This window comes from Bradyrhizobium elkanii USDA 76 (assembly GCF_023278185.1).
Taxonomy (GTDB): Bacteria; Pseudomonadota; Alphaproteobacteria; order Rhizobiales; family Xanthobacteraceae; genus Bradyrhizobium; species Bradyrhizobium elkanii.
Window position 1 is genome coordinate 8,528,686 of record NZ_CP066356.1, and the last position, 22,637, is coordinate 8,551,322.

Below are 22,637 nucleotides of genomic sequence, written 5' to 3' on the forward strand. Positions count from 1 at the left end.
GCGAGAAAGGTAACGACCATGGCCCTGACGACGCTCGATCCGATCACCGCATTGATCGTCATCGATCTGCAAAGCGGCCTCATGGGCTGGCCCTTCGCCCATCCGATCGGCGACATCGTGGCTCGCGCCGCCGCGCTTGGCGCTGCGTTCCGGCGGCGCGGCCTGCCGGTCGCGCTGGTCAATGTCGACGGCAGCTCGCCGGGACGAACCGAGCAGGCGCCGCGCCAGGGAAATCCAATTGGAAATCCAATTGGAAATCCAATTGGAAATCCATTTGGCGGCCCGCTTCCCGACGGATGGACCGATCTCATTCCGGAGCTCGACCGGCGGCCCAGCGACATCGTCGTGACCAAGCGAACGCGAGGCGCATTTGCCAGCACGGACCTCGAAAGCCTGCTGAGAGCGCGCGGCGTCACGCAAGTCGTGATCGCCGGCGTCGCCACCGCCGGCGGCGTCGAATCGACGGCAAGACAGGCCTATGAAGCGGGCTTCAACGTCACGCTCGCGATCGACGCCGTGACCGACGCGCGGCCGCACGCGCATGCCTACAGCGTCGAGCACGTGTTCCCGCGGCTCGGCGAAACCGGCTCGACGCAGGCGATCATCGATCTCGTTGAAAGGACCAACGCTCATGAATTGGCTTGATCTCGTCGCCTATTTCTTCGGCGGCGCCTTTCTCACCAATGCGATCCCCCACGTCGTCGCCGGCATGATGGGCGAAGCGTTCCAGAGCCCGTTCGCCAAGCCGCCCGGCGAAGGTCTGTCCTCATCGACCGTCAACATCGTGTGGGGCTTCTTCAACCTCGCGGTCGGATATCTCCTGGTCTGCCGCGTCGGCGACTTCGGCCTGCGAACCACCAGCGACGTCGCAGCGCTCGGTCTCGGCGGTCTGCTGATCGGCCTGTTCCTGGCGCGACGGTTCGGGCGGTTTCACGGCGGGAATGAACCTCAGAGAACATGAGACGCGTATTTCGATCGCTCGCGAGCTTCAACTATCGGGTCTGGGCGGCCGGCGCGCTGGTGTCCAACATCGGCACCTGGATGCAGCGCGCAGCGCAGGACTGGCTGGTTCTCACCCAGCTGACAAATCACAGCGCGTCCGCCGTCGGTATCGTGATGGCGCTGCAATTCGGGCCACAACTATTATTGATGCCGTGGACCGGCTTTGCCGCCGATCATTTCAACCAGCGCAAGCTGCTGATGGCGACTCAGGCGACGATGGGCGCGCTTGCACTCATCCTCGGCATTCTCACCGTCACCGGGCTGGTGCAGCTCTGGCACGTCTATACCTTCGCGTTCCTGTTCGGCTGCGCGGCAGCGCTCGATGCCCCGGTGCGGCAGACCTTCGTCGCCGAGCTGGTCAGCGATACCAATTTGTCGAATGCGATCGCGCTGAACTCGACCTCGTTCAACGCCGCGCGCATGATCGGCCCCGCCGTCGCCGGCCTCATCATCGCCTCCGTCGGCACCGGCTGGGCATTCCTGTTCAACGGCGCATCGTTCCTGGCGGTGCTGACATCGCTGACCCTGCTGCGCACCTCCGAACTGCGTCCGAACGCGCGCGCCCATCGCACCAAAGGCAGCGTGATGCAGGGCTTTCATTATGTGTGGTCCCGGCCCGATCTCAGGGCGACACTGATCATGCTGTTCCTGATCGGGACCTTCGGACTGAACTTTCCGATCTTCATCTCGACCATGGCGGTTGGCGTGTTCCACACCGATGCGCGTGGCTTCGGCCTGCTGTCGTCGATGATGGCGCTCGGAACGATGTCGGGCGCGCTGCTGGCCGCGAGCCGCGAGGAGCCGCGCTTCGGCTCGCTGATGCTGGGCGCCGCGATCTTCGGGCTGGGCTGCACGCTCGCGGCATTGGCGCCGAGCTACTGGCTGTTCGCCGCGGCGCTGGTCGTGATCGGCGTCGCCGCGCTGACCGTCACCAACACCTCGAACGCGCTGATGCAGCTCTCGACCGAGCCGGCGATGCGCGGACGGGTGATGGCGCTGCGGCTCGGCGTTGCGCTCGGCGGCACGCCGATCGGCGCGCCGATCGTCGGCTGGGTCGCCGATCACCTCGGCCCGCGTTGGGCACTCGGCGTCGGCGCCGCCGCCGGCTTTGCCGCGGCGATCGTTGCCCTCGGCATGCTGTCCCGATCGGGCGGCGAAGCCGAGCGCCGCAGCCAGGAGGCGCGAAGGAGCGAGGTCAACCTGCCGCAGCAGCGTTGATCGGGGCTGCCACCGACCGGCGCTCCTGCTCTGTGTTTGGACGCGTGCCCTTCCCGCGAACCGAAAACGTTAGTACGCGTAGGACGGCTTGCCCGGCTGCACGGTCAGCCGAAAGGCGACATCGGTCGACCCATCCATCAGCTCGATGATGTGGTCGCACACCAGGCAGCGAAACTCACCCGCGACGCCGCCCTTCGACGTCAATTCGATCCGGCGATAGCCGGCCTGGCAGTGTGGGCACGTCACGTCGGATTTTCGCATGGAATCAGCAAGCCGTTGCGCTCTTGAGTTTCCCACACGCCCATGATCGGAAATGTGACGGCCGTCTAACCGGCGTGCTGGTCGACCAGAGCATCGGGAATTTGTGCTGTGCTTTCAGCGCGAAAAGTTCCCGACGATGGCCGGAACGACGCCGAGCCCAAGGCGGGCAACACGGCTGCGGACCAAAAAACGAGCGAGCGCTCTCTCAGAAAATTTCATCATCCCCCTTTTCCGAGCGCCATTTCGTGGGCTAGGAATTAGGCAAGGGCGTAAAGCCCAGCCCGGACCAGCAACAAAATGAAATGGTCCGGGAGCATAGCCAGGGAGGCAACGTGGGTCTCGCGCGTCAGCGACCGGGGACGGCGAATGCGTTCGCGATGGACGTGCTTTGCGCACGCATCCTCGAACGTCATCGGGATTCCATCCGGGTCCAGAAAACCCATCTCGCCGTTCCGAATCTCACGCGCATCATCGGCGCCACGCTCACGCTTTCCAACAAGCACGGCTTTCACGCCACCACGCTGCGCCAGCTCGCGGAGGCCTCGGGCCTCAGCATGGGCGGCCTTTATACGTACTTCGACAGCAAGCCGACGCTGCTGTCGATGATTCTCGGCGAGGTCGCCGAGACGGTGGCGGAGGTTCTCAACTCGCCGCCCGCCGACGTGAAGCAGGATGCGCGCAAGCATCTGCACTGGATCATCGCGACCCATGTCCGCATGAGCGAGGCGATGCAGCCCTGGTTCGTGTTCTGCTTCATGGAAGCAAAGTCGTTTCCGCCCGCGGAGCGCCAGCGCGCCATCGAGATGGAGGTGATGACCGAGAAGATCATCGCTGGCGTCCTCAAGCAGGGCGTCGCCAGCGGCGTCTTCGCGATCGACCAGGTCACGCTGACGGCATCGCTGATCAAGCCGCTGCTGCAGGACTGGTACGTCAAACGCGCGAAGTACCGCAGACGCGGCACTTCGATCGAGGCCTACATCAAATCCGTCGGCGCGTTCGTGGACGCCGCGGTCGCCGGCAGGCCGCGGCCCGGCCGCGCCGCGACCGGCTCCCGCACGAGAGCCAGACCGACGGCGCACCCGTAGAAGCAGGAAGGACGAGGCAATGAAGCGATTGCGATTCAATCAACAGGAGATCGTCTTCGCCGTCTTTGCCGTGCTGTTCCTGGCGTTCTCGATTTTCCTGCGCGGCTTCCTGACGCCGGAGAACATGCTGACGCTGCTGCAGAACGTTGCGGTGCTCGGCATCCTCGGGCTGGCGATGGCGATCGTCGTGATCGGGCGCGGCATCGACATCTCGCTGATCGCAGCCCTCGCGGTGCCGCCGGGGCTCGTGCTGCAGATGGTGCAGAACGGCCACTCGCTGCCGACCGCGCTGGTGACGGCCGTGCTGCTCACGATCGCCTTCGGCCTCGTCAATGGCTGGCTGATCGCCTATGCCGAGGTCCCTTCGCTGTTTGCGACGCTGGCGACCGGCCTGCTGCTCGCCGGCCTCGGGCAGGCCGCGCTGTTTCAGCTCGACGTCGTGCAGTGGAGCGACGGCATGAAGGGCTTCGAGCGGCTCGGACAGGGCACCATATCAGGCATCCCGACCTCGATCGTGATGTTCGCGATCGCCTGCGTCGTGGTCGCGTTCCTGCTGCGGCAGACGCGCTGGGGCGCCTATATCTACGCGATCGGCGATAATCCCTACGCGGCCCGCGTCACCGGCATCCCCTCGCGCCCGATCATTGTGCTGCAATATGTCGTCGCGGCGCTGATCGGCTGCTTCGCGGGCCTGGTGATGGCGGCATCGGTCAATTCGATGCCGACCCGCATCTTCAATTCGACGCTGATCTACGACGTCATCCTCGTCGTCGTGCTCGGCGGCATCGGCCTGTCGGGCGGCCGCGGCGGCGTGCTCAACGTCATCATCGGCACGCTGCTGATCGGCACCATGCTGAACGGCATGACCATCATGGACATTTCCTACGCCGGACAAAACCTCGTCAAGGGTGTCGTCCTGCTGCTCGCCGTCATCACGGATTCGTTCCTGAATCCGCGCAACGAAGAAACGGCACAGCAGGGCGACATCTGAACCAGGCCACAAGAACATTCAATCACGACCAAGGAGGAAGCAATGAAATACGCTGTCAGGACTGCAAAGGTGATCGCCGCGGCGCTCGGGCTTGCAGCCATCGCCGCTCCGGCTCTGGCCCAGCAGGGCCTGGACGAGCCGTTCCAGAAGCCGTTCAGGGAAGCCCTCGCCGGCAAGACGGTGGCCTACGTTCCGGTCGCCATGAACTTCGACCTCACCGAAGGCTGGTACGCCGGCATGAAGAAGGAGCTCGAACCCTACGGCGTAAAGTTCGAGATCCGCGATCCCAACTGGAACACCAATGCCGGCGCGCAGGCGGTGACCTCGCTGATCTCGGAGAAGCCAGCCGTGATGGTGATCCACAATCCGGACGTGCAGACCTACGCCAAGTTGCTGCAGCGCGCCGAGAACGAAGGCATCTACGTCATCCAGATCAACATGGGGTCGGCCTATCGCTCTTCGGCCTTTGTCGGCGCCAACTGGATCGAGATCGGCGAGCGGGACACCGAAGCCGTGGTGAAGGCCTGCCAGGGCAAGTCGAACAAGATCGCCATCGTGCAGGGCGCGCTCTCGGCGGCCGCCAGCGCCTACACGCTCAAGGGCGTCGAGAACGTGCTCGCCAAGCATCCGGAGATCAAGGTGGTCTCGAGCCAGGCGGCCGACTGGGACGCCGCGAAGGCCAAGGCGATTACCCAGACCGTGCTGAAGCAGAATCCTGATCTTTGCGGCATCGTCGGCTTCTGGGACGGCATGGACATCGGCACCGCCGCCGCGGTGAAGGAAGCCGGCCTGACCGGCAAGGTGTTCGTCGCGACCTCCGGCGGCGGCGAGCGCAAGGGCGCCTGCGAGCTGGTGAAGTCCGGCGCGTTCGATCTCAACATGAGCTACGACGTGCCGACCCAGGCCGCGCAGATGGCCGGCACCATCAAATGGCTGCTGTCGTCGGGCGCCAAGGCCGGCTCGATCAAGGGCTCGGAGTACACGACGCTGATCCCGATCACCAAGGAGAACGCGGACAGCCAGACCGCGTGCTGGAATCTCAGCGACCTGAAGAAATAGTCCGGCCATTCCCGCTCGACGTCCCGGGCGATCTCACCCCGGGACGTCGATCTTCCCGAATCGAACGCCTTGCTGGAATGCCGATGCGCGACACCCTGACGAGCCTGCGTTACCGCTACTGGCCGGATCATCTCCTCGGCGAGATCCTGTCCAAGCGTTGGACCGAGACCGCAATTCCGGTGATCCTGCTCTTGATCGTCGGCTTCGCGCTCAGCCGTTCCATCGATCACTTCCTGTCGCCGTCGGGCCTCGCCGACACCGCGCGGCAGGCCGGCGAGATCGGCTTCATCGGCCTCGGCATGGCGCTGGTCGTCATCGTCGGCGGCATCGATCTGTCGGTCGGCTCGATCTTCGCGCTGACGGATTTCTGCGCGCTTTACCTGCTCGACGTGCTGAACTGGCCGGTTCCCGCGGTGGTGGTCGCCACCCTCGTCTGCGGCGCACTGCTCGGCGCCGTCAACGGTGTCCTGATCGGCTACTTGCGACTGCGCGCCTTCATCACCACGCTGATCACCTTGATCATCTACCGCTCGGCGTTCGATCTGTTGATCCAGCGCTACTCCAATTCGATCGCCGCCGCCTTCCCCGACATCCCGTCCTGGAATTTCATCGGCGGCGGCGACGTGTTCGGCATTCCGAGCGTCGCCTTGGTCTACATCGCGATCGCGATCTTCGGCCATATCTTCATGACCCGGCTGCGCCCGGGCTGGCACATCACCGCGATCGGCGGCTCGCGCCGTTCGGCCTACAATTCCGGCATTCCGGTCCGCCGCACCATCGCGCTCTGCTATGTCGCAAGCGGCGTGCTGACCAGCATCGCCGCGCTGTTCTTCGCGGCCCGGCTCGGCACCGTCGGCGGCGACATCGGCGTCGGCCTCGAGGTGATCGTGCTGACCGCGACCGTGCTGGGCGGCATCACGCTCGGCGGCGGCAAGGGCTCGGTCGCCAAATCGCTGGTCGGCGTGCTGATCGTGCTCCTGATCACCAACGGCCTGACCACGCTGAATGCACGGGGCGGCATCAACCGCATGGCGCTGGCAGGCATCCTGCTGGTTGCGGCGATGATCGACATCCGCTGGCAGAAGAACCGCACCCGCATCATCAGCAAGGTCTATGTCGCGCCGACCTATCATGCGCTGCCGCCGCCGCCGGCCACCGAGATCGGCCAGGGCGGCCCGTTCGAGCAGAACGACAAGCTGCGCGACGTCGAACTGATCGGCCTCGGCCGCATCGAGGCGCCGGAGGACGTGATCCTCGATCGCAACAACAATCTCTACGCCGGCTCGCGTCATGGCGACATCATACGCTTCCATGCGCCCGATTATCAGCGGATGGAGGTGTTCGCCCATATCGGCGGTCAGCCGCTCGGCATGGCGTTCGACCGGCAGGACAATCTCTATGTCTGCATCGGCGGCATGGGCCTTTACCGCATCACGCCCGACGGCACCGTGGAGAAGGCGACTGACGAGACCAACCGCAGCATGCATTCGGTGAACGACGACAGCCGGCTGCGGCTGGCCGACGACCTCGACATCACCGACGACGGCCTGATCTTCTTCTCGGAAGCCACCGTGCGCTACGAAATGGACGAATGGCCGATCGACGGCCTCGAGGCGCGCGGCAACGGCCGCATCATCTGCTACGACACCAAGACCGGCGCGACGCATACCGCGCTGCGCGGCCTCAAATTTCCCAACGGCATCTGCGTCGCCAGCGACGGGGTGTCGATCCTGTTCGCCGAGACCTTCGGCTGCTCGATCAAGCGGCTGTGGTTCGCGGGGCCGAAGAAGGGCCAGGTCGAGGTGGTGATGGACAATCTGCCGGGCTATCCCGACAACATCAACCTCGCCTCCGACGGCAATTACTGGCTGGCGCTGGTCGGCATGCGCAGCCCCTCGCTCGACCTTGCCTGGAAGATGCCGGGCTTCCGCCGCCGCATGGCCAAGCGCGTCCCGGTCGACGAATGGCTGTTCCCGAACATCAACACCGGCTGCGTCGTCAAGTTCAACGAGCAGGGCAAGATCCTCGAATCGTTCTGGGACCTGCGCGGCGAGAACCATCCGATGATCACCTCGATGCGCGAGCATCGCGGCTATCTCTATCTCGGCGGCATCATGAACAACCGGATCGGCCGCTACAAGCTGGAGAACGCGGACCCGAACTTCGTGCAGTATGACAAGCGCTGGGGGAAGCTGTCGTGATCGCGGCCGTCAGGGATTTCGCCAACCGCTTTCTCGGCCGCGGCGAGGCCACCATCACCGTGCCGTCGTTCGACGGCGCACTGAAGCCGAACCAGAAACTGGAATCTGCGACCACCTTGCTGGAATGCGAGGCGCTAGAGGATCTCGCAACCGACGGCCGCAACCTCTATGTCGCCGACGGCCGGCGTCTGCTGCGCCTCGACGGCAGCGGAGCGACCGAGCTGCGCCGCTTCGAGCAGCCGATTTCGGCGCTCTGCGCGCTCGCCGGCGGCGGCATCGCGGTCGCGCTCGGCGGCCGCGAGGTGCGGCTCTATACCAATCCCTCGTCGGGCGACCCGAGCGCGACATTCAACGCCACCTTCAACGCGATCAACGCGCTGACGCAGGCCGGCGACGGCACCCTGATCGCAACCGACGGCTCGGCGAGCTGCGGCATCGATGATTGGGCGCGCGACCTGATGGAGCTCAACCGAAGCGGCCGCGTGTTCCGGCTCGACCCCAGGACCAGGTCGGTGCAACCGCTGGCCTCGAAGCTCGGCTACGCCTTCGGCGCCTGCGCGCGCGGCGATGGCGTGCTGGTCAGCGAGAGCTGGCGGCATCGCCTCGTCCTCGTCTCCAATGGAAGGCCGCCGCAGGTCGTGCTCGGACACCTGCCGGTGTATCCGTCGCGGCTGTCGAAGGCCGCGGGCGGCGGCTATTGGCTCACCGCGTTCGCCGCACGCACCCAGCTGATCGAGTTCGTGCTGCGCGAGCCGGCCTACCGCCGCCGCATGATGGCCGAGATCGACCCGGCCTACTGGGTGGCGCCACGGCTGCGCTCGGGGTTTTCGTTCAAGGAGCCGATGCAGGGCGCCCACATCAAGACGATGGGCGTGATCAAGCCGTGGGCGCCACCGCGCTCCTATGGCCTCGTCATCCGGCTGAGCGAGGACGGCAAGCCAAAGTACTCGCTGCACAGCCGGGTCGACGGCGTCAATCACGGCATCGTCGCGGCGCTCGAGCTGGGCGACGACCTCGTGCTGATCGCCAAGGGACCGGGCCGCGTGCTGAAACTGCCCCTCGCCGGGCTCGCCGAGGAGGTCGGCTCATGAGCGACACCGTGCTTTCCCTGCGCAAGGCCACCAAGCTTTACGCCGGCGTGCCCGCCATCGAGGGCGTCGACTTCGACCTGCGCCGCGGCGAGATCCACGCGCTGGTCGGCGAGAACGGCGCCGGCAAGTCGACGCTGACCAAGGTGATGGCCGGCGTCGTGACCTTGACCTCGGGCGGCATGAGTGTCGACGGCGCGGAGGTCGCGCCGCGGACGCCGCTCGAGGCCCGCAATCTCGGCATCGCCATGGTGTTCCAGGAGAACAGCCTGGTGCCGACCATGACGGTCGCACAAAACCTGTTCCTCGGGCAGGAGAAATTCTACAACCGGCTGCGCGGCATCTACATCGCCGCCCAGCAATTCCTGCAATCGCTGAATTTCGACGTGACGCCGACCGCGACCGTCGGCGGGCTCGGCGCCGCCAAGAAGCAGATGGTGGAGATCGCGCGCGCGGTCCTGCACAAGGCCAAGGTCATCATCTTCGACGAGCCGACCGCGTCGCTGACGCCGGAGGAGAAGAAGTATTTCTTCGACCTGGTCCGAGATCTCAAGAAGCGCGGCGTCTCGATCGTCTTCATCTCGCACGCGCTGGAAGAGGCTCTGCTGCTCGCCGACCGCATCACCGTTCTGCGCGACGGCAAGCACGTCATCACCGACGACGCCGCGAAATTCGATCGCGCTGCGATCGTGCAGGCGATGGTCGGGCGCGACCTCTCCAACACGCTGTATGGCGCGCGGAAGACCAGCGTCCGGCCGGCGGGGGCGCGCGTGCTCACGGTGCAAAACCTCAAGATGGCGCCGATGGTGAAGAACAATTCGCTGTCGGTGTTTGCCGGGCAGATCACCGGCGTGTTCGGCCTGGTCGGCGCGGGCCGCACCGAGACCTTCAAGATCGTATCCGGCGTGTTGAAACGCGACTTCTTCCACGGCGGCGAGATCCTGCTGCACGACAAGCCGGTGCGCTACCGGGTACCGGCACCGGCGGTCAAGGCCGGCATCGCCTATGTGACCGAGGATCGCAAGGTCGAGGGATTCTTCGAGACCGCCTCGATCGCCCGCAACATCTATCTCGGCCTGCTTTCCAAGTTTCCCGGGGGCCGCATGATGTTGTCGCGGCGCGAGACCAATTCGGTGGGCAAGACCTGGACCCAGCGCCTCAAGGTTCGCGCCATCGGCGACGAGGCCAGGGTGGTCGAGCTGTCGGGCGGCAACCAGCAGAAGGTGGTGATCGCCAAATCGCTGGTGCAGGAGCCCGAGCTGATCATCTTCGACGAACCGACCCGCGGCGTCGACGTCGGCGCCATCGTCGAGATCCACGAGCTGATCAACCAGCTCGCCGACGAGGGCAAGGCGGTGGTGGTGATCTCGTCCTATCTGCCCGAGATCATGGCGCTGTCCGACCGCATCCTGGTCTCGCGCCAGGGCAAGGTGGTCGAGGAATTCTCCGCGCTCGAAGCCACCGAGGAGAAGATCATGTACGCGGCGATTCATTGATCGCCGCAACGGACATGCGTCACGGCCGGCTCGCCGCGCGCAGCACAATCGTGCAGACAACGCTCAAGCGGTGTAGCGCGGGGGTAGCCCGCCCGCCCGCCGCGATCCCGGTCGCGGGCTACTTCGGTCCGACGGTCCCGGTCACCTTCAGCCTCGCCGACCTCACCCAACCCGAGACGTCGTTGCCCGTCCCCGGGTTGAGGTACATCACCGACGACCAGCCATCCCTGGTTTGCGCATAGGCGATCAGTGCGTCATTTGGAATGACGAACACCCCGCGGATCGGACAGTGCAGGTTCGGCGCCGAGTAGAATTGCAGCCGTCCCGTGCCCGTCACCACATTGGCCAGCGGTGGCGACAGCATCGGGACGCGGCTGGTGCCGGTCTGCGGCTCCTTGCAGTTCGACGGCGTCTGCGCGTGCACGGTCGCTCCCGGAGCCCCCAGGATCAGCGCACACCAGACCATGCAGGCGACGACGAACCTGTCCGACATCACTGATCCTCCTGACGTCGCCAGTTGCGGCAACCGGCGAAGGGATTGATTCAGTTCGTGCCCGCGATGATGACGAGATTGTTCAGGACAGGCGTGGAGCAGAACGCGACGACGAGAGCGATGTTGTAAACGTTGTTGCTCCGCCAAAGCAGCCACGTGACCACGAACGTCAAACCAAGCTTGGGCACCAGCCACCATACGCCGAACCATGTCTGCGCCAGATGCATGAACGGATTCAACTCACCCAGTCCGAGACTCAGGATCACATTCGTCGACTCAAGGTCGGCGTAACCCAGCAGCAGGGCGAGGAGCACCAAAAGACCCTTAACCCAATTCATTCCGAGACTCCCGATGCCAGTAATGCCGAAGATGCCGGATTGGCCAGATCACACTGTTGATGATGTCCACGCGCTCGGCAGGCACGAGGCCCGTTGCAGGATATTCGTCCGGCTTCGGTATCCAGGCCGTGCCGAACAGAATGTCGAGGAGCGGAAAGCAGGCAGCGAAGTTTTTGTCCCTATGCTCGGGAAGGACCGAGTGATGGATCCGGTGCCATTGCGGATTGTTGATCCATGTCACATACCGACCGAGCGGAATCCGAACGTTGAGATGGGCGCACGCGTCGGGCATGAAGAAGATGAACCCCACCGCGATCACCATGTCCGGCGGGATGCGGAACAGGATCGCCATGATCGGAAGAAACGCGTCGGACAACACCCGCTCCAGCCAGAAATGCCGGCCGCCGGTAATGAACGTCACGCCGTTCGCGCTGTGATGGAAGGAGTGCATCGCCCATAGAAAGGGGATCGCATGTTGCAGGCGATGGTATGCGTACTTGTAGAGATCGAATGCGACCACGATGATTGCGAGGGAGACGTACCACCAGTAACCGTCGGTCGGCAGCTTGATCCAGCCGAGACCGGTGTAGCTCGCGATCTTGCCAGCGCTGATCGCCGCGATCGGAGCAAGCATGGACGACAGCCCGAGGCTCACGATCACCGCGAGCCAATCATCGCGAAACTCGCCGTAGGGAACGTCCGCGATCGGCCACCTTTTTTCCAGGATGCGACTGGTGTAGACGATGCCCAGAAACACGGCCGCATAAAATACGGCGTTCGCGATGTCACTCTGCATGAGGGATGACTCGCCGGTTCAAAGGGACAGACAAAATAAGAATAAAAACATCCTGCCGCCTATAAGCTAAAAAAGCTTATTTTTTCTCAACGTTCTGGCCGGGGCAAGCGGGGTTTTTACGGGTCGGCCCTCGCCTTCGGCCCGATTCCGACCCGCGCGGGCGCATTTTTCCGGGCCGGCCTCCGATCCGGTACAGAGCACCCATCGACACCAGCACAGCAGCGAGCAAGTGCTTCCTGGACATGTTCGGTTTGTTCACCGAGTTCGAGACCAACCTCCGCAGAGAGCGGCAGCTTGAGGGTATCGCTGAGGCCAAGGCACGCGGGGTCTACCAAGGCCGTAAAGCGTCTATCGACACCGCCAATGTGAAGGCGCTCAAAGCTAAAGGCATGGAAGCGTCCGCTATCGCGTAGGCGCTCAAGATTGGCCGCGCGTCGGTTTACCGAGGAGGGAAGACAATGACACGCGCAGCGTTCTTCACCCTCCAACTACGACCACGGACCGAGCGAGTGCCGTGGAACGCAATCGATCCAGAAGTGTCGGGGATATTCTACTGAAGACGAGCACGCATCAGCTGCCCGAACCAATGGGAACTTGCGTGAATGGCGCGCCCGGAACGATTCGAACGTCCGACCCTCAGATTCGTAGTCTGATGCTCTATCCAGCTGAGCTACGGGCGCATTTTCGCGGGTGGGCTTGAGGCCGCATGGCTCCGGGAGCCCCGGAACGTCGCGAAAGAGCGCTCTAGCTACAGGCTCCGGGTCCAGTTGGCAAGGTCTGGAAACGCCAATTTCGGCGCGGCTTTGGCCGCCCCGGAGTACCGGAACGGCCTCAGGCCCTCGCCCGCTCGCTGCGAATCGACAGCAGTTCCACGGGACGATCCGGGATCGAAATCCGGAAGGTGGCGCCGATCGTGCCCTCGACCAGGTGGATATGGCCGCCGTGAGCCCGGATCAGCTCGGCGGCAATCGCAAGGCCGAGTCCGCTGCCGCCGGGGCGTCCGGAGGTCTGGAACGCCTCGAACAGATGCTCGCGCGCCTTGGCCGGCACGCCCGGACCGGTGTCGGAGACCTCGATAATCGCGACCGTCCCCTCGCGGCGGCCGGTGATGCGGATCTGCTGCGCGCCGCCGTCGCTGGCCGGCCGGCTTTCCAGCGCCTGCGTCGCGTTGCGCACCAGATTGAGCAGCACGCGGAACAGCTGGTCCGGGTCGGCGTCGATGGTCAGGCCGCGCTCGATCGCGCTGATCCAGGTGATCGAGACATCGGTCGCGAGCCCCGCCGACTCCCGCACTTCGGCGACCGCGGGCTCCACCATGATCACGCGGCGATCAGGCGCCGCCTCCTGCGCGCGGCCATAGGAGAGTGTCGACTGGCAGAAGGCGATGGCGCGCTCCAGCGAGCGCAACAATTTCGGCGCAAAGCGCTGCACCCGCGGATCGGGCACGCTGGCGAGCTGGTCCGACAGCAATTGCGAGGACGCCAGCAGATTGCGCAAATCATGGTTGATCTTGGAGACGGCGAGCCCGAGCGCGGCAAGCCGGCTCTTCTGATGCAGCATCGAGACGAGGTCGCGCTGCATGTCCGACAGCTCGCGCTCGGCAACGCCGATCTCGTCGCCACGCTGGCTCGGCACGATGATTCGCGCCGAACTCTCCGGATTCTCGTGGAAGCCGACCAGGCTCGCGGTCAACCGCCGCATCGGACGCACAAACAGATAATGCAGCGCCAGATAGACCAGGCCGGCGGTCAGGCCGGCAATCAACAGCGCGACGACCAGGACGTTGCGCGAGAAGCGGTACATCGCCTGCCGCAGCGGCTTCTCGTCGATCACAACCTCGATGAATTGCGCCTGGCCCGGCGCGGGTCCGACCACGCGGATGGTCTGGTCGCCATGCTCCAGCATGATCTCGAAGGCATCGACGATCGCCGACCACACCGTCATGGTCCGCATGTCGACGTCATGGTCGATCGCGGCCGGCAGGTCGGCGCTGGCGAGCAGCCGGCGCTGCTGTCCCAATTTGATGGCGACGGCACGGGCGCCGATGCTGGTCAGGATCTGCCGCGCCAGCGAATCCGGCACCAGGCCGGACGGGGCGGCATCGAGCACCAGCGCCGCGGTATTGGCGGCGGCCAGGCGGTCATTGAGCCGGTTCATCCGGAAGTTGGCGATCGCCGGGACATAGATCAGGAGCCCGGCGATCATCACCAGGGGAATCGTCAGCAGCAAAAGCTTGCCCGACAGCCCGAGCCGGGGGGACGGCTTGGGCCGCTGCTTCTGCGCGGTCGCCTGATCGTCAGTTAGAGCCACAAGATAAGGCCTTGTTTGGCTTAGGGGTCGGAAGATGGGGCCCGGCCCCCAAGCCGGTCAAATTACGGATCGCTAATGTGGGCGGTTCCCCGAACGCCCCAAAGCGTCTCCATACCGTCAAATACCCCGCGAAATCAGATATATTCGCCCCAATTGCGACGTTTCGAAGAAGCCTTTTTGCGACGGCCTGTGACATTGACGAAAACAGGGCACTCCCTTATAAGCCGCGCCAACTGTCCGCGATGGCCCGGTTCTTGACCCGGGGGCGGCTCCTTGGGGCCGTCAACGGCTCGTTTGGGCCTGCCAGCATCACCGGACTCCATCTCAATACAACGGCAAATTGCCCGGTCAGCGGAGAATTACCCGTGAAGCGGACTTATCAACCCAGCAAACTGGTGCGCAAGCGCCGTCACGGCTTCCGCGCCCGTCTCGCCACGGCCGGCGGCCGTAAGGTCCTCGCTGCGCGCCGCGCGCGTGGCCGCAAGCGCCTGAGCGCCTGAGCCCGGACGTCTCCTCTCCGGAGATACCCATTATGGATCGGCTGAGGCAGCGGGCGGATTTCCTCGCCGTTGCCAATGGCGCACGGGCGAATACCGCAGCTTTTGTGCTGCAGGGCCGCCGCCGCGACGATCAGGGCCCGATCCGCGTCGGCTATACCGTCACCAAGAAGAACGGCACCGCGACCGAGCGCAACCGCATCCGCCGCCGGCTTCGCGAAGTGATGAGACAAGTCGACGCCGTATTCATGCGGCCGCACCATGATTATGTGCTAGTGGGCCGTCGTGACGCGCTGACCCGCGACTTTGCGACCATGCTTGACGACCTGCGGTCGGCGCTGCGCCGCCTCGACCGGCCTGCGCCCAAGACGGCTACCGACAAGACGGCTACCGACAAGACGGTACCAACAAGGCGGGTAACAAAAGCGCGCCCAATCCGAATGGAATGACGAGACCCTAAGAGATGTCCGACAACCGCAACACGATCCTTGCCGTCATTCTGTCCGGCCTTGTCCTGATCGCCTGGCAATATTTCTACAATGTGCCGCAGATGGAGAAGCAGCGCGAGGCGCAGCGCCAGGCGGAGTTGCAGAAGCCGGCGCCGCAGGCAACTCCGGGTGCAGTTCCTGGTGCTACTCCTGGCGCCGCTCCGGGAACCTCGGCAACCCCCTCTCCGGCGCCCGGCGCGCCTGCTGCTGACGCTCCGGTCGCCAGTCGCGAGACGGTGCTTGCCTCCGGACCGCGCATCAAGATCGAGACCCCGCGCGTCACCGGCAGCATCGCGCTGAAGGGCGCCCGGATCGACGACCTCTCGCTGGTTCAGTTCCGCGAGACGGTCGATCCCAAATCGCCGGCCGTCGTGCTGCTTTCGCCGTCGGGCACGGCCGAGCCTTATTATGCCGAGTTCCTGTGGCTGACCGCCAACGGCTCATCGGTGAAGACGCCGAACGCCGAAACCGTCTGGCAGCAGGAGGGATCGAACAGCCTGTCGCCGAGCACCCCGGTGATTCTGAAATACGAGAACGGCCAGGGCCTGACCTTCCGCCGCACCATCTCGATCGACGATCGCTACCTCTTCAGCATCAAGGACGAGGTCATCAATCAAGGCAGCGCGCCGGTGACGCTGTATCCGTTCGGGTTGATCTCGCGCGGCGGCAAGCCGCCGGTCTCCGGCTACGCGATTCTGCACGAAGGCCCGATCGGCTATCTCGGCGAACACGGCCTGCAGGAATTCAGCTACAAGAACATCGACGAGGCCAAGACCTCGACCGGCGGAAATTCGCGCGGCATCGTGTTCACGAAGGTCACCGACGGCTGGCTCGGCATCACCGACAAATACTGGGCCACGGCACTACTGCCGGAGACCACCGCAACGCTCGAAAGCGCAAGGTTTACCACCGGCGACAAGCGCTACCAGACCGACTACATGCTCGGCGCGCAGACCATTCCGATCGGCGGCACCGGCGTTGCCAATGGGCGGCTGTTCGCCGGCGCGAAGGAGGCCGCCACGGTCGGCCTCAACTTCCCGCTGGTCGGCTTCGGCGGCTACAACAAGCAGCTCGGCCTCAACCATTTCGATCTCCTGATCGACTGGGGCCATTTCTACTTCATCACCAAGCCGATGTTCCTGGCGCTCGACTGGTTCTATCGCCTGGTCGGTAATTTCGGCATCGCGATCCTCTTGGTGACCGTGATCGTGAAGCTCCTGTTCTTCCCGCTCGCCAACAAGTCCTACGCCTCGATGGCGAAGATGAAGTCGGTGCAACCGCAGCTGCAGGCGCTGAAGGAACGCTATCCTGACGACCGCGTGAAGCAGCAGCAGGAGATGATGGAGATCTACAAGAAGGAGAAGATCAACCCGATCGCGGGCTGTCTTCCCGTCGCCTTGCAGATCCCGGTGTTCTTCTCGCTCTACAAGGTGCTGTTCATCACCATCGAAATGCGGCATGCGCCGTTCTTCGGCTGGATCAAGGACCTCTCGGCGCCCGATCCGACCAATCTGTTCACGCTGTTCGGCCTCATTCCGTTCGATCCGATCGCGCTGCTCGGACCGCATTTCGGCTCCTATCTGGTGATGGGTATCTGGCCGATCATCATGGGCATCACGATGTGGGTCCAGATGAAGCTCAATCCGGCGCCGCCGGATCCGACCCAGAAGATGATCTTCGACTGGATGCCGCTGATCTTCACCTTTATGCTGGCAGGCTTCCCGGCGGGTCTCGTGATCTACTGGGCCTGGAACAACCTGCTGTCGGTGCTGCAGCAGAGCTACATCATGCGGCGCAACGGCGTGAAGGTGGAGCTGTTCGACAATCTGAAGTCGACGTTTCAAAAAAAAAGCGTGACGACTGAGACAAAGAAGGCGACGTAGCTTCCAGCAACAGCGCTTCGTCACCACGTCATGCCCGGCCTTGTGCCGGGCATCGACGTATTGGAGGGCGGCCAGCGCGTTTTCGAGCGAAGTGGGCGACGATTCGCGGGAAGAGAACGCGTCAAAACAAGAAGCTGGAGCTTCGATTCAATCAGAACCGAGGCTCTAGACGTTGACCTGGATGGCCGGGTCGTCCTACGCCAAGGACCCGCCTTGGGCCTTTGCCCAGCCGCCACGAGATGGAATCCTTCGCATGAGCACCGAACATGATGCGGCGCTGATCGAGCAAGGCCGAAAACTGTTCGCCGGCGACTGGCGCTTCATCTGGGCCTCGCCCTCGATCGAGACGCTGCCGCCGATGGCCGGCCTCGAGGTCGCCTTTGCCGGCCGCTCCAATGTCGGCAAGTCGAGCCTGATCAACGCGCTGACCGGCCGCAGCAACCTGGCGCGCACTTCGCACACGCCGGGGCGCACCCAGGAGCTGATCTTCTTCGAGGGGCCGGAGAAGGCGGGCTTCCGCCTGGTCGACATGCCCGGCTACGGCTACGCCTCGGCGCCGAAGACCAAGGTGGCGTCATGGACGGCGCTGATCCACAAATTCCTGCTCGGGCGCGCGACACTGGCGCGGGTCTACGTGCTGATCGACGCGCGCCACGGCATCAAGGACGTCGATCTCGACGTGCTGAAGACGCTGGACAAGTCCGCGGTCAGCTATCAGGTCGTGCTGACCAAGGCCGACCAGGTGAAGGCCGGCGAACTCAAGACCGTCATCGCCGACACGTCGGCAACACTCGCGAAACATCCCGCCGCCTTCCCCGAAGTGCTGGTGACCTCGTCGCGCACCGGCGACGGCATGCCGGAGCTGCGTGCCGCCATGGTGCGCCTGATCGAGGAACGGCGCCGATGAGCGGCGCATCCCGCCTCCTGATCGGCCTTGCCGCCATCATGGGCGCCTGCGGCGTGATGCTGGCGGCGGCCGCGGCCCATCTGCCTGATGCCACTCGGCTGGCGGCGGCATCCTCGATGCTGCTGTTCCATGCACCCGCCGTAGTCGCGACCATCGCGGTCGCGGATCGTGCGATCATCCATGCGAAGCTCGCAGTCGTGGCGGCGGCCGGCTTCGTCATCGCGGCGTCATTGTTCGCGGGCGACCTCGTGCTGCGCCAATATGCCGGCCATGGATTGTTTCCGATGGCCGCGCCGACCGGCGGAACGCTCTTGATCCTGAGCTGGCTGGTACTGGCGGTCGCGGCGGTGTTGCCGAAGCGGTGACCCGTAGCCCGGATGGAGCGCAAGCGAAATCCGGGAATCGTGCCGCGGCTGCAAACCTCGGATTGCGCTTCGCTCCATCCGGGCTACAGATACGAGCGAATACCTCTCCCGCTTTGCGCCCTGCCCGCCAATCAGATAGAACCGCGCCACCCCTCCGCTGACGACGAGACCAGCCCCATGACCGACCAGCACATCAGCCCGCTCGATCAGGCCCGCATCCTGTCCGAGGCGCTGCCGCACATGCAGGAATATGACGAGGAAACCATCGTCATCAAATATGGCGGCCATGCCATGGGCGCCGAGGATACCGCGAAGGCGTTCGCGCGCGACATCGTGCTGCTCGAGCAGACCGCGATCAATCCGGTGGTCGTGCATGGCGGCGGGCCGCAGATCGCGACCATGCTGAAGCGCCTCGGCATCCAGTCGGAATTCGCCGCGGGCCTGCGCATCACCGACGCCGCCACCATCGAGATCGTCGAGATGGTGCTGGCGGGCTCGGTCAACAAGCAGATCGTCGGCTATATCAACGAAGCCGGCGGCAAGGCCGTGGGCCTGTCCGGCAAGGACGGCAACATGGTGAAGGCGTCGAAGACGACGCGCACCATGGTCGATCCGGATTCCAACATCGAGAAGGCCATCGACCTCGGCTTCGTCGGCGATCCCGAAAAGGTCGACCTCACGCTGCTCAATCAGCTGATCGGTTATGAGCTGATCCCGGTGCTGGCGCCGCTCGCGACCTCGCAGGACGGCCAGACCCTGAACATCAACGCCGACACCTTCGCCGGCGCGATCGCGGGCGCGCTGAAGGCCAAGCGGCTGCTGCTGCTGACCGACGTGCCGGGCGTACTCGACAAGTCCAAGAAGCTGATTCCGGACCTGTCGATCAAGGAAGCCCGCAAGCTGATCGCCGACGGCACGATTTCTGGCGGCATGATCCCGAAGGTCGAGACCTGCATCTACGCGCTCGAACAGGGCGTGCAGGGCGTCGTGATCATCGACGGCAAGACGCAGCACGCGGTGCTGCTCGAGCTCTTCACCAACCAGGGCACCGGCACGCTGATCCATAAGTAATGGCAGACGCGGGACACACGGCGAGGATCCCTCGCCGGTCGCCGGCGGCGCGGCTCGCGATGGCGCTGCCGGCCGCGCTGGTGTCGTTCCTGTTCTCGTCGGCGCCGGCGCATGCTGATCTCAAGCTCTGCAACCGCATGAGCTATGTGATCGAGGCCGCGATCGGCATCGACGACAAGGCCGCGACGGCGACACGCGGCTGGTTCCGGATCGATCCGGCGACCTGCCGGGTCGTGGTGCAGGGCGCGCTCACCGCCGACCGCGTGCTGCTCAATGCGCGGGCGCTCGGCGTCTATGGCGCCTCGCCGATCCCGCAGAACGGCACCGACACGCTCTGCGTGGCTCAGGACAATTTCGTGATCGCCGCCGCGCGGCAATGCCGCTCCGGCCAGATGCCCGCGCAATTCACCCAGATCACGCCGACGAAGACCGACGACGGCAACCTGGTCGCCTATCTCGCCGAAGACAGCGAATATGACGACGAGCAGGCGCGGCTCGCCGGCATCCAGCGCCTCTTGGTGATCGCGGGCTACGATGCGGCGCCGATCGACGGCGTCGACGGGCCGAAGACCCAGAGTGCGCTGTCGGCGTTCCTGAAGAGCCGCGGGCTCGCCGGCGACATCGTACAGTCGCCGAATTTCTTCGCCACCATGATCGATGCCGTGCAGAAGCCGTCGCCATCGGGGCTGACCTGGTGCAACGACACGCCGCACAAGGTGATGGCCGCAGTTGCAACCGACGACGGCAAGGTGGTGACCAGCCGCGGCTGGTATCGCATCGACCCCGGCAAGTGCCTGCATCCGGACGTGTCAGGCACGCCGAAGCAGATCTATTCGTTTGCCGAAGCGGTCGACAACGACAACCGCGCCATCCGCATCAAGGACAAGCCGCTGAACTGGGGCGGCGGGGTCCAGCTCTGCACCCGCGAAAGCAAGTTCGAGATCAACGAACAGGGCGACTGCGCCACCCGCGGCCTCGCCGCACTCGGCTTCACCACCGTCGACATGACCAGCGGCGGCAAGACGCTGCGCTTTGCGATGCCGTGATGAAGACAATGGCGTCACAAACATCACTGTCGTCCCGGCGGAGGCCGGGACCCATTACCACAAGACTGCGTTTGGCGAAGAACGACGAGCATCGTGCCACATTGATAGATTCCGCGGTATGGGTCCTGGCGTTCGCCAGGACGACGGCGGAGGACTGGGCGATCGCGCTGCCCCGTGGAGAAAGCCATGACTAAAACTTCCCGCAGCTTCGGCCATGTCGAGACCTGGGTGTTCGACCTCGACAACACGCTGTACCCGCATCACGTCAACCTGTGGCAGCAGGTCGATGCGCGGATCGGTGAGTTCGTCAGCAACTGGCTGAAAATCTCGCCCGAGGAAGCACGGCGGCTGCAGAAGGACTACTATCTGCGCTACGGCACCACGATGCGCGGCATGATGACCGAGCACGGCGTGCAGGCCGACGACTATCTCGCTTATGTGCACAGGATCGACCACTCGCCGCTACAACCCAATCCGGCGATGGGCGCCGCGATCGCAAAACTGCCGGGGCGCAAGCTGATCCTGACCAACGGCTCGGTCGACCATGTCGATGCGGTGCTGGGCCGGCTCGGCATCAGCAACCATTTCGACGGCGTGTTCGACATCGTCGCCGCCGATCTCGAGCCGAAGCCGGCGCCGCAGACCTACCAGAAGTTCCTCAGGCTGCACGACGTCGATCCGGCGAGGGCTGCGATGTTCGAGGACCTCGCGCGTAACCTCGTGGTGCCACATGAGCTCGGCATGACCACCGTGCTGGTCGTGCCCGACGGCAGCCAGGAGGTGGTGCGCGAGACCTGGGAGCTCGAAGGCCGCGACGCCGCTTATGTCGACCACGTCACGGACGATCTCACCGGCTTCTTGCAGCGGCTGAAGCCGTAGCCTCTCAACAGGTGTCGTCCCGGCGAAAGCCGGGACCCATTACCCCGAATGTTAGTGACGAGGCACGCTGGGGCCACAGCCGACAACCCAACGGAGATTTGTGGTTATGGGTCCCGGCCTTCGCCGGGACGACGGAAGAAAGAGAGACCGCTCGGCGGCATATGAGTTTGCCTTGACTCTCCTGCCCCAAATTCCGAAAAAGCCCCGCAAAATTCCCGTCATAATCCCGATACGCCCAAGGATTGTCCCGATGTCGCTGTCCGCCCTCGAAACCACCGTCAACACCGCGTTCGACGCCCGCGAAGGCATTTCGACCTCGACCAAGGGTGAGGTCCGCGAGGCCGTCGATCACGCGCTGGAACTGCTCGACAAGGGCGAGGCGCGCGTTGCCGAGCGCGAGGCGAGCGGCAAGTGGACGGTCAATCAGTGGCTGAAGAAGGCCGTGCTGCTGTCGTTCCGCCTCAACGACATGGGCCAGATCGCGGGCGGCCCGGGCAAGGCATCCTGGTGGGACAAGGTGCCGTCGAAGTTCGAGGGCTGGGGCGAGAACCGTTTCCGCGACGCCGGCTTCCGCGCCGTGCCGGGCGCGATCGTGCGCCGCTCGGCCTTCATCGCCCGCAACGTCGTGCTGATGCCCTCCTTCGTCAATCTCGGTGCCTATGTCGATGAAGCCACCATGATCGACACCTGGTCGACGGTCGGCTCCTGCGCCCAGATCGGCAAGCGCGTGCACATCTCCGGCGGCGTCGGCATCGGCGGCGTGCTCGAGCCGCTGCAGGCCGAGCCCGTGATCGTCGAGGATGACTGCTTCATCGGCGCGCGCTCGGAGGTCGCCGAGGGCGTGATCGTGCGCAAGGGCGCGGTGCTGTCGATGGGCGTGTTCCTCGGCGCCTCGACCAAGATCGTCGATCGCGAGACCGGCGAGATCTTCGTCGGCGAGGTCCCGGAATATGCCGTCGTGGTGCCCGGCACCCTGCCGGCCAAGCCGCTGAAGAACGGCCAGCCGGGACCTGCCACCGCCTGCGCCGTGATCGTCAAGCGGGTCGACGAGCGCACCCGCGCCAAGACCAGCATCAACGAGCTGCTGCGGGACTGATCTGCGCCGCGGAAATCGCGCCATCACCGTCACCCTGAGGTGGCCGCTTCTTCAGCGGCCCTCGAAG

The 22,637-nt window shown here is 64.6% G+C and carries 23 protein-coding genes, 1 tRNA gene and 1 pseudogene; 19 read left to right on the plus strand and 6 right to left on the minus strand.

The window, feature by feature from the left end:
• The first annotated feature begins 18 nt into the window (after window positions 1-18).
• Genes JEY66_RS40465 through JEY66_RS40475 form a run of 3 tightly spaced genes read left to right on the plus strand, consistent with a single transcriptional unit; the run spans window position 19 to window position 2,220 of the window.
• Window positions 19-645, plus strand: coding sequence for an isochorismatase family protein (locus JEY66_RS40465; RefSeq protein WP_018269505.1), 627 nt, complete (start codon window positions 19-21; stop codon window positions 643-645).
• On the plus strand, window positions 632-961 hold the full coding sequence (locus JEY66_RS40470) for a hypothetical protein (protein ID WP_016848133.1): 330 nt from the start codon (window positions 632-634) through the stop codon (window positions 959-961). The genes JEY66_RS40465 and JEY66_RS40470 overlap by 14 nt, the downstream gene beginning before the upstream one ends.
• On the plus strand, window positions 958-2,220 hold the full coding sequence (locus tag JEY66_RS40475) for an MFS transporter (RefSeq protein ID WP_018269504.1): 1,263 nt from the start codon (window positions 958-960) through the stop codon (window positions 2,218-2,220). Before JEY66_RS40470 ends, JEY66_RS40475 begins: the two co-directional genes overlap by 4 nt.
• Window positions 2,221-2,289: 69 nt before the next feature.
• Here the strand turns inward: JEY66_RS40475 and JEY66_RS40480 are convergent, their stop codons facing one another.
• Window positions 2,290-2,481, minus strand: a complete 192-nt coding sequence (locus JEY66_RS40480) for an MJ0042-type zinc finger domain-containing protein (protein ID WP_016848131.1) — start codon at window positions 2,479-2,481, stop codon at window positions 2,290-2,292.
• 377 nt (window positions 2,482-2,858) lie between these two features.
• Between JEY66_RS40480 and JEY66_RS40485 the strand changes: the two genes are divergently transcribed.
• From JEY66_RS40485 to JEY66_RS40510, 6 genes are all read left to right on the plus strand, one after another.
• On the plus strand, window positions 2,859-3,566 hold the full coding sequence (locus JEY66_RS40485) for a TetR/AcrR family transcriptional regulator (protein ID WP_016848130.1): 708 nt from the start codon (window positions 2,859-2,861) through the stop codon (window positions 3,564-3,566).
• A 19-nt stretch (window positions 3,567-3,585) separates the two neighbouring features.
• Window positions 3,586-4,557, plus strand: a complete 972-nt coding sequence (locus JEY66_RS40490; protein ID WP_018269503.1) for an ABC transporter permease — start codon at window positions 3,586-3,588, stop codon at window positions 4,555-4,557.
• Between the two features lie 42 nt (window positions 4,558-4,599).
• Window positions 4,600-5,616, plus strand: coding sequence for a sugar ABC transporter substrate-binding protein (locus tag JEY66_RS40495; RefSeq protein ID WP_018269502.1), 1,017 nt, complete (start codon window positions 4,600-4,602; stop codon window positions 5,614-5,616).
• 77 nt (window positions 5,617-5,693) lie between these two features.
• On the plus strand, window positions 5,694-7,817 hold the full coding sequence (locus JEY66_RS40500; RefSeq protein WP_018269501.1) for an ABC transporter permease: 2,124 nt from the start codon (window positions 5,694-5,696) through the stop codon (window positions 7,815-7,817).
• Window positions 7,814-8,908, plus strand: a complete 1,095-nt coding sequence (locus JEY66_RS40505) for an SMP-30/gluconolactonase/LRE family protein (RefSeq protein WP_018269500.1) — start codon at window positions 7,814-7,816, stop codon at window positions 8,906-8,908. The genes JEY66_RS40500 and JEY66_RS40505 overlap by 4 nt, the downstream gene beginning before the upstream one ends.
• The gene (locus tag JEY66_RS40510) at window positions 8,905-10,401 is read left to right on the plus strand and encodes a sugar ABC transporter ATP-binding protein (RefSeq protein WP_016848122.1); all 1,497 of its coding nucleotides are present in this window, start codon (window positions 8,905-8,907) and stop codon (window positions 10,399-10,401) included. The genes JEY66_RS40505 and JEY66_RS40510 overlap by 4 nt, the downstream gene beginning before the upstream one ends.
• Before the next feature lie 118 nt (window positions 10,402-10,519).
• Here JEY66_RS40510 and JEY66_RS40515 read toward each other — a convergent pair whose 3' ends face one another.
• The 3 genes from JEY66_RS40515 to JEY66_RS40525 are packed head-to-tail and all read right to left on the minus strand — an operon-like array spanning window position 10,520 to window position 11,887.
• Window positions 10,520-10,894, minus strand: coding sequence for a hypothetical protein (locus JEY66_RS40515; protein WP_016848121.1), 375 nt, complete (start codon window positions 10,892-10,894; stop codon window positions 10,520-10,522).
• A gap of 50 nt (window positions 10,895-10,944) precedes the next feature.
• Complete coding sequence (locus JEY66_RS40520; protein ID WP_225161514.1) at window positions 10,945-11,232, minus strand: DUF5658 family protein; 288 nt, start codon at window positions 11,230-11,232, stop codon at window positions 10,945-10,947.
• A complete protein-coding gene (locus JEY66_RS40525; protein WP_240536740.1) occupies window positions 11,219-11,887 on the minus strand; it encodes a sterol desaturase family protein in 669 nt (222 codons plus the stop codon). Before JEY66_RS40525 ends, JEY66_RS40520 begins: the two co-directional genes overlap by 14 nt.
• Before the next feature lie 341 nt (window positions 11,888-12,228).
• On the opposite strand from JEY66_RS40525, the pseudogene JEY66_RS40530 reads away from it, so the two are divergent.
• Window positions 12,229-12,441 (plus strand): annotated as a pseudogene (locus tag JEY66_RS40530) (recombinase family protein); the annotation flags it as partial.
• 190 nt (window positions 12,442-12,631) lie between these two features.
• Here the strand turns inward: JEY66_RS40530 and JEY66_RS40535 are convergent.
• Window positions 12,632-12,708, minus strand: a tRNA-Arg gene (locus tag JEY66_RS40535).
• 151 nt (window positions 12,709-12,859) lie between these two features.
• Window positions 12,860-14,338, minus strand: a complete 1,479-nt coding sequence (locus tag JEY66_RS40540; protein WP_018269499.1) for a sensor histidine kinase — start codon at window positions 14,336-14,338, stop codon at window positions 12,860-12,862.
• Window positions 14,339-14,703: 365 nt separating this feature from the next.
• Here JEY66_RS40540 and rpmH point away from each other — a divergent pair, with 365 nt between their 5' ends.
• From rpmH to dapD, 9 genes are all read left to right on the plus strand, one after another.
• Window positions 14,704-14,838 carry a 50S ribosomal protein L34 gene (gene rpmH / locus JEY66_RS40545; RefSeq protein ID WP_008542748.1) on the plus strand — a complete coding sequence of 45 codons (135 nt, stop codon included), beginning with the start codon at window positions 14,704-14,706 and terminating at the stop codon, window positions 14,836-14,838.
• A gap of 32 nt (window positions 14,839-14,870) precedes the next feature.
• A complete protein-coding gene (gene rnpA / locus JEY66_RS40550) occupies window positions 14,871-15,284 on the plus strand; it encodes a ribonuclease P protein component (protein ID WP_018269498.1) in 414 nt (137 codons plus the stop codon).
• A 14-nt stretch (window positions 15,285-15,298) separates the two neighbouring features.
• Complete coding sequence (yidC, locus tag JEY66_RS40555) at window positions 15,299-17,206, plus strand: membrane protein insertase YidC (protein WP_018269497.1); 1,908 nt, start codon at window positions 15,299-15,301, stop codon at window positions 17,204-17,206.
• Between the two features lie 253 nt (window positions 17,207-17,459).
• Window positions 17,460-18,113 carry a ribosome biogenesis GTP-binding protein YihA/YsxC gene (gene yihA, locus JEY66_RS40560; protein WP_016848095.1) on the plus strand — a complete coding sequence of 218 codons (654 nt, stop codon included), beginning with the start codon at window positions 17,460-17,462 and terminating at the stop codon, window positions 18,111-18,113.
• Window positions 18,110-18,478 (plus strand): DUF423 domain-containing protein, encoded by a 369-nt coding sequence (locus tag JEY66_RS40565; protein WP_018269496.1) that lies wholly within the window; start codon window positions 18,110-18,112, stop codon window positions 18,476-18,478. Before yihA ends, JEY66_RS40565 begins: the two co-directional genes overlap by 4 nt.
• A gap of 177 nt (window positions 18,479-18,655) precedes the next feature.
• Window positions 18,656-19,549 carry an acetylglutamate kinase gene (argB, locus tag JEY66_RS40570; protein ID WP_016848093.1) on the plus strand — a complete coding sequence of 298 codons (894 nt, stop codon included), beginning with the start codon at window positions 18,656-18,658 and terminating at the stop codon, window positions 19,547-19,549.
• Window positions 19,550-19,608: 59 nt separating this feature from the next.
• Complete coding sequence (locus JEY66_RS40575; RefSeq protein ID WP_016848092.1) at window positions 19,609-20,595, plus strand: DUF1036 domain-containing protein; 987 nt, start codon at window positions 19,609-19,611, stop codon at window positions 20,593-20,595.
• Between the two features lie 186 nt (window positions 20,596-20,781).
• Entirely contained in the window at window positions 20,782-21,474 is a 693-nt protein-coding gene (locus JEY66_RS40580; protein ID WP_016848091.1) for a pyrimidine 5'-nucleotidase, read from the plus strand.
• A 250-nt stretch (window positions 21,475-21,724) separates the two neighbouring features.
• Window positions 21,725-22,570, plus strand: a complete 846-nt coding sequence (dapD, locus tag JEY66_RS40585) for a 2,3,4,5-tetrahydropyridine-2,6-dicarboxylate N-succinyltransferase (RefSeq protein WP_016848090.1) — start codon at window positions 21,725-21,727, stop codon at window positions 22,568-22,570.
• Window positions 22,571-22,637: the final 67 nt, after the last annotated feature.

What these genes read in the sequence shown, in the direction of transcription:
- JEY66_RS40565 (WP_018269496.1), top strand. Translation starts at nt 18,110, where the DNA reads ATGAGCGGCGCATCCCGCCTCCTGATCGGCCTTGCCGCCATCATGGGC.
- JEY66_RS40495 (WP_018269502.1), top strand. Translation starts at nt 4,600, where the DNA reads ATGAAATACGCTGTCAGGACTGCAAAGGTGATCGCCGCGGCGCTCGGG.
- rnpA (WP_018269498.1), top strand. Translation starts at nt 14,871, where the DNA reads ATGGATCGGCTGAGGCAGCGGGCGGATTTCCTCGCCGTTGCCAATGGC.
- JEY66_RS40490 (WP_018269503.1), top strand. Translation starts at nt 3,586, where the DNA reads ATGAAGCGATTGCGATTCAATCAACAGGAGATCGTCTTCGCCGTCTTT.
- JEY66_RS40575 (WP_016848092.1), top strand. Translation starts at nt 19,609, where the DNA reads ATGGCGCTGCCGGCCGCGCTGGTGTCGTTCCTGTTCTCGTCGGCGCCG.
- JEY66_RS40470 (WP_016848133.1), top strand. Translation starts at nt 632, where the DNA reads ATGAATTGGCTTGATCTCGTCGCCTATTTCTTCGGCGGCGCCTTTCTC.
- JEY66_RS40510 (WP_016848122.1), top strand. Translation starts at nt 8,905, where the DNA reads ATGAGCGACACCGTGCTTTCCCTGCGCAAGGCCACCAAGCTTTACGCC.
- JEY66_RS40580 (WP_016848091.1), top strand. Translation starts at nt 20,782, where the DNA reads ATGACTAAAACTTCCCGCAGCTTCGGCCATGTCGAGACCTGGGTGTTC.
- yihA (WP_016848095.1), top strand. Translation starts at nt 17,460, where the DNA reads ATGAGCACCGAACATGATGCGGCGCTGATCGAGCAAGGCCGAAAACTG.
- JEY66_RS40480 (WP_016848131.1), bottom strand. Translation starts at nt 2,481, where the DNA reads ATGCGAAAATCCGACGTGACGTGCCCACACTGCCAGGCCGGCTATCGC.
- JEY66_RS40520 (WP_225161514.1), bottom strand. Translation starts at nt 11,232, where the DNA reads ATGAATTGGGTTAAGGGTCTTTTGGTGCTCCTCGCCCTGCTGCTGGGT.
- dapD (WP_016848090.1), top strand. Translation starts at nt 21,725, where the DNA reads ATGTCGCTGTCCGCCCTCGAAACCACCGTCAACACCGCGTTCGACGCC.
- JEY66_RS40475 (WP_018269504.1), top strand. Translation starts at nt 958, where the DNA reads ATGAGACGCGTATTTCGATCGCTCGCGAGCTTCAACTATCGGGTCTGG.
- yidC (WP_018269497.1), top strand. Translation starts at nt 15,299, where the DNA reads ATGTCCGACAACCGCAACACGATCCTTGCCGTCATTCTGTCCGGCCTT.
- JEY66_RS40465 (WP_018269505.1), top strand. Translation starts at nt 19, where the DNA reads ATGGCCCTGACGACGCTCGATCCGATCACCGCATTGATCGTCATCGAT.
- JEY66_RS40500 (WP_018269501.1), top strand. Translation starts at nt 5,694, where the DNA reads ATGCCGATGCGCGACACCCTGACGAGCCTGCGTTACCGCTACTGGCCG.
- argB (WP_016848093.1), top strand. Translation starts at nt 18,656, where the DNA reads ATGACCGACCAGCACATCAGCCCGCTCGATCAGGCCCGCATCCTGTCC.
- JEY66_RS40515 (WP_016848121.1), bottom strand. Translation starts at nt 10,894, where the DNA reads ATGTCGGACAGGTTCGTCGTCGCCTGCATGGTCTGGTGTGCGCTGATC.
- JEY66_RS40485 (WP_016848130.1), top strand. Translation starts at nt 2,859, where the DNA reads ATGGACGTGCTTTGCGCACGCATCCTCGAACGTCATCGGGATTCCATC.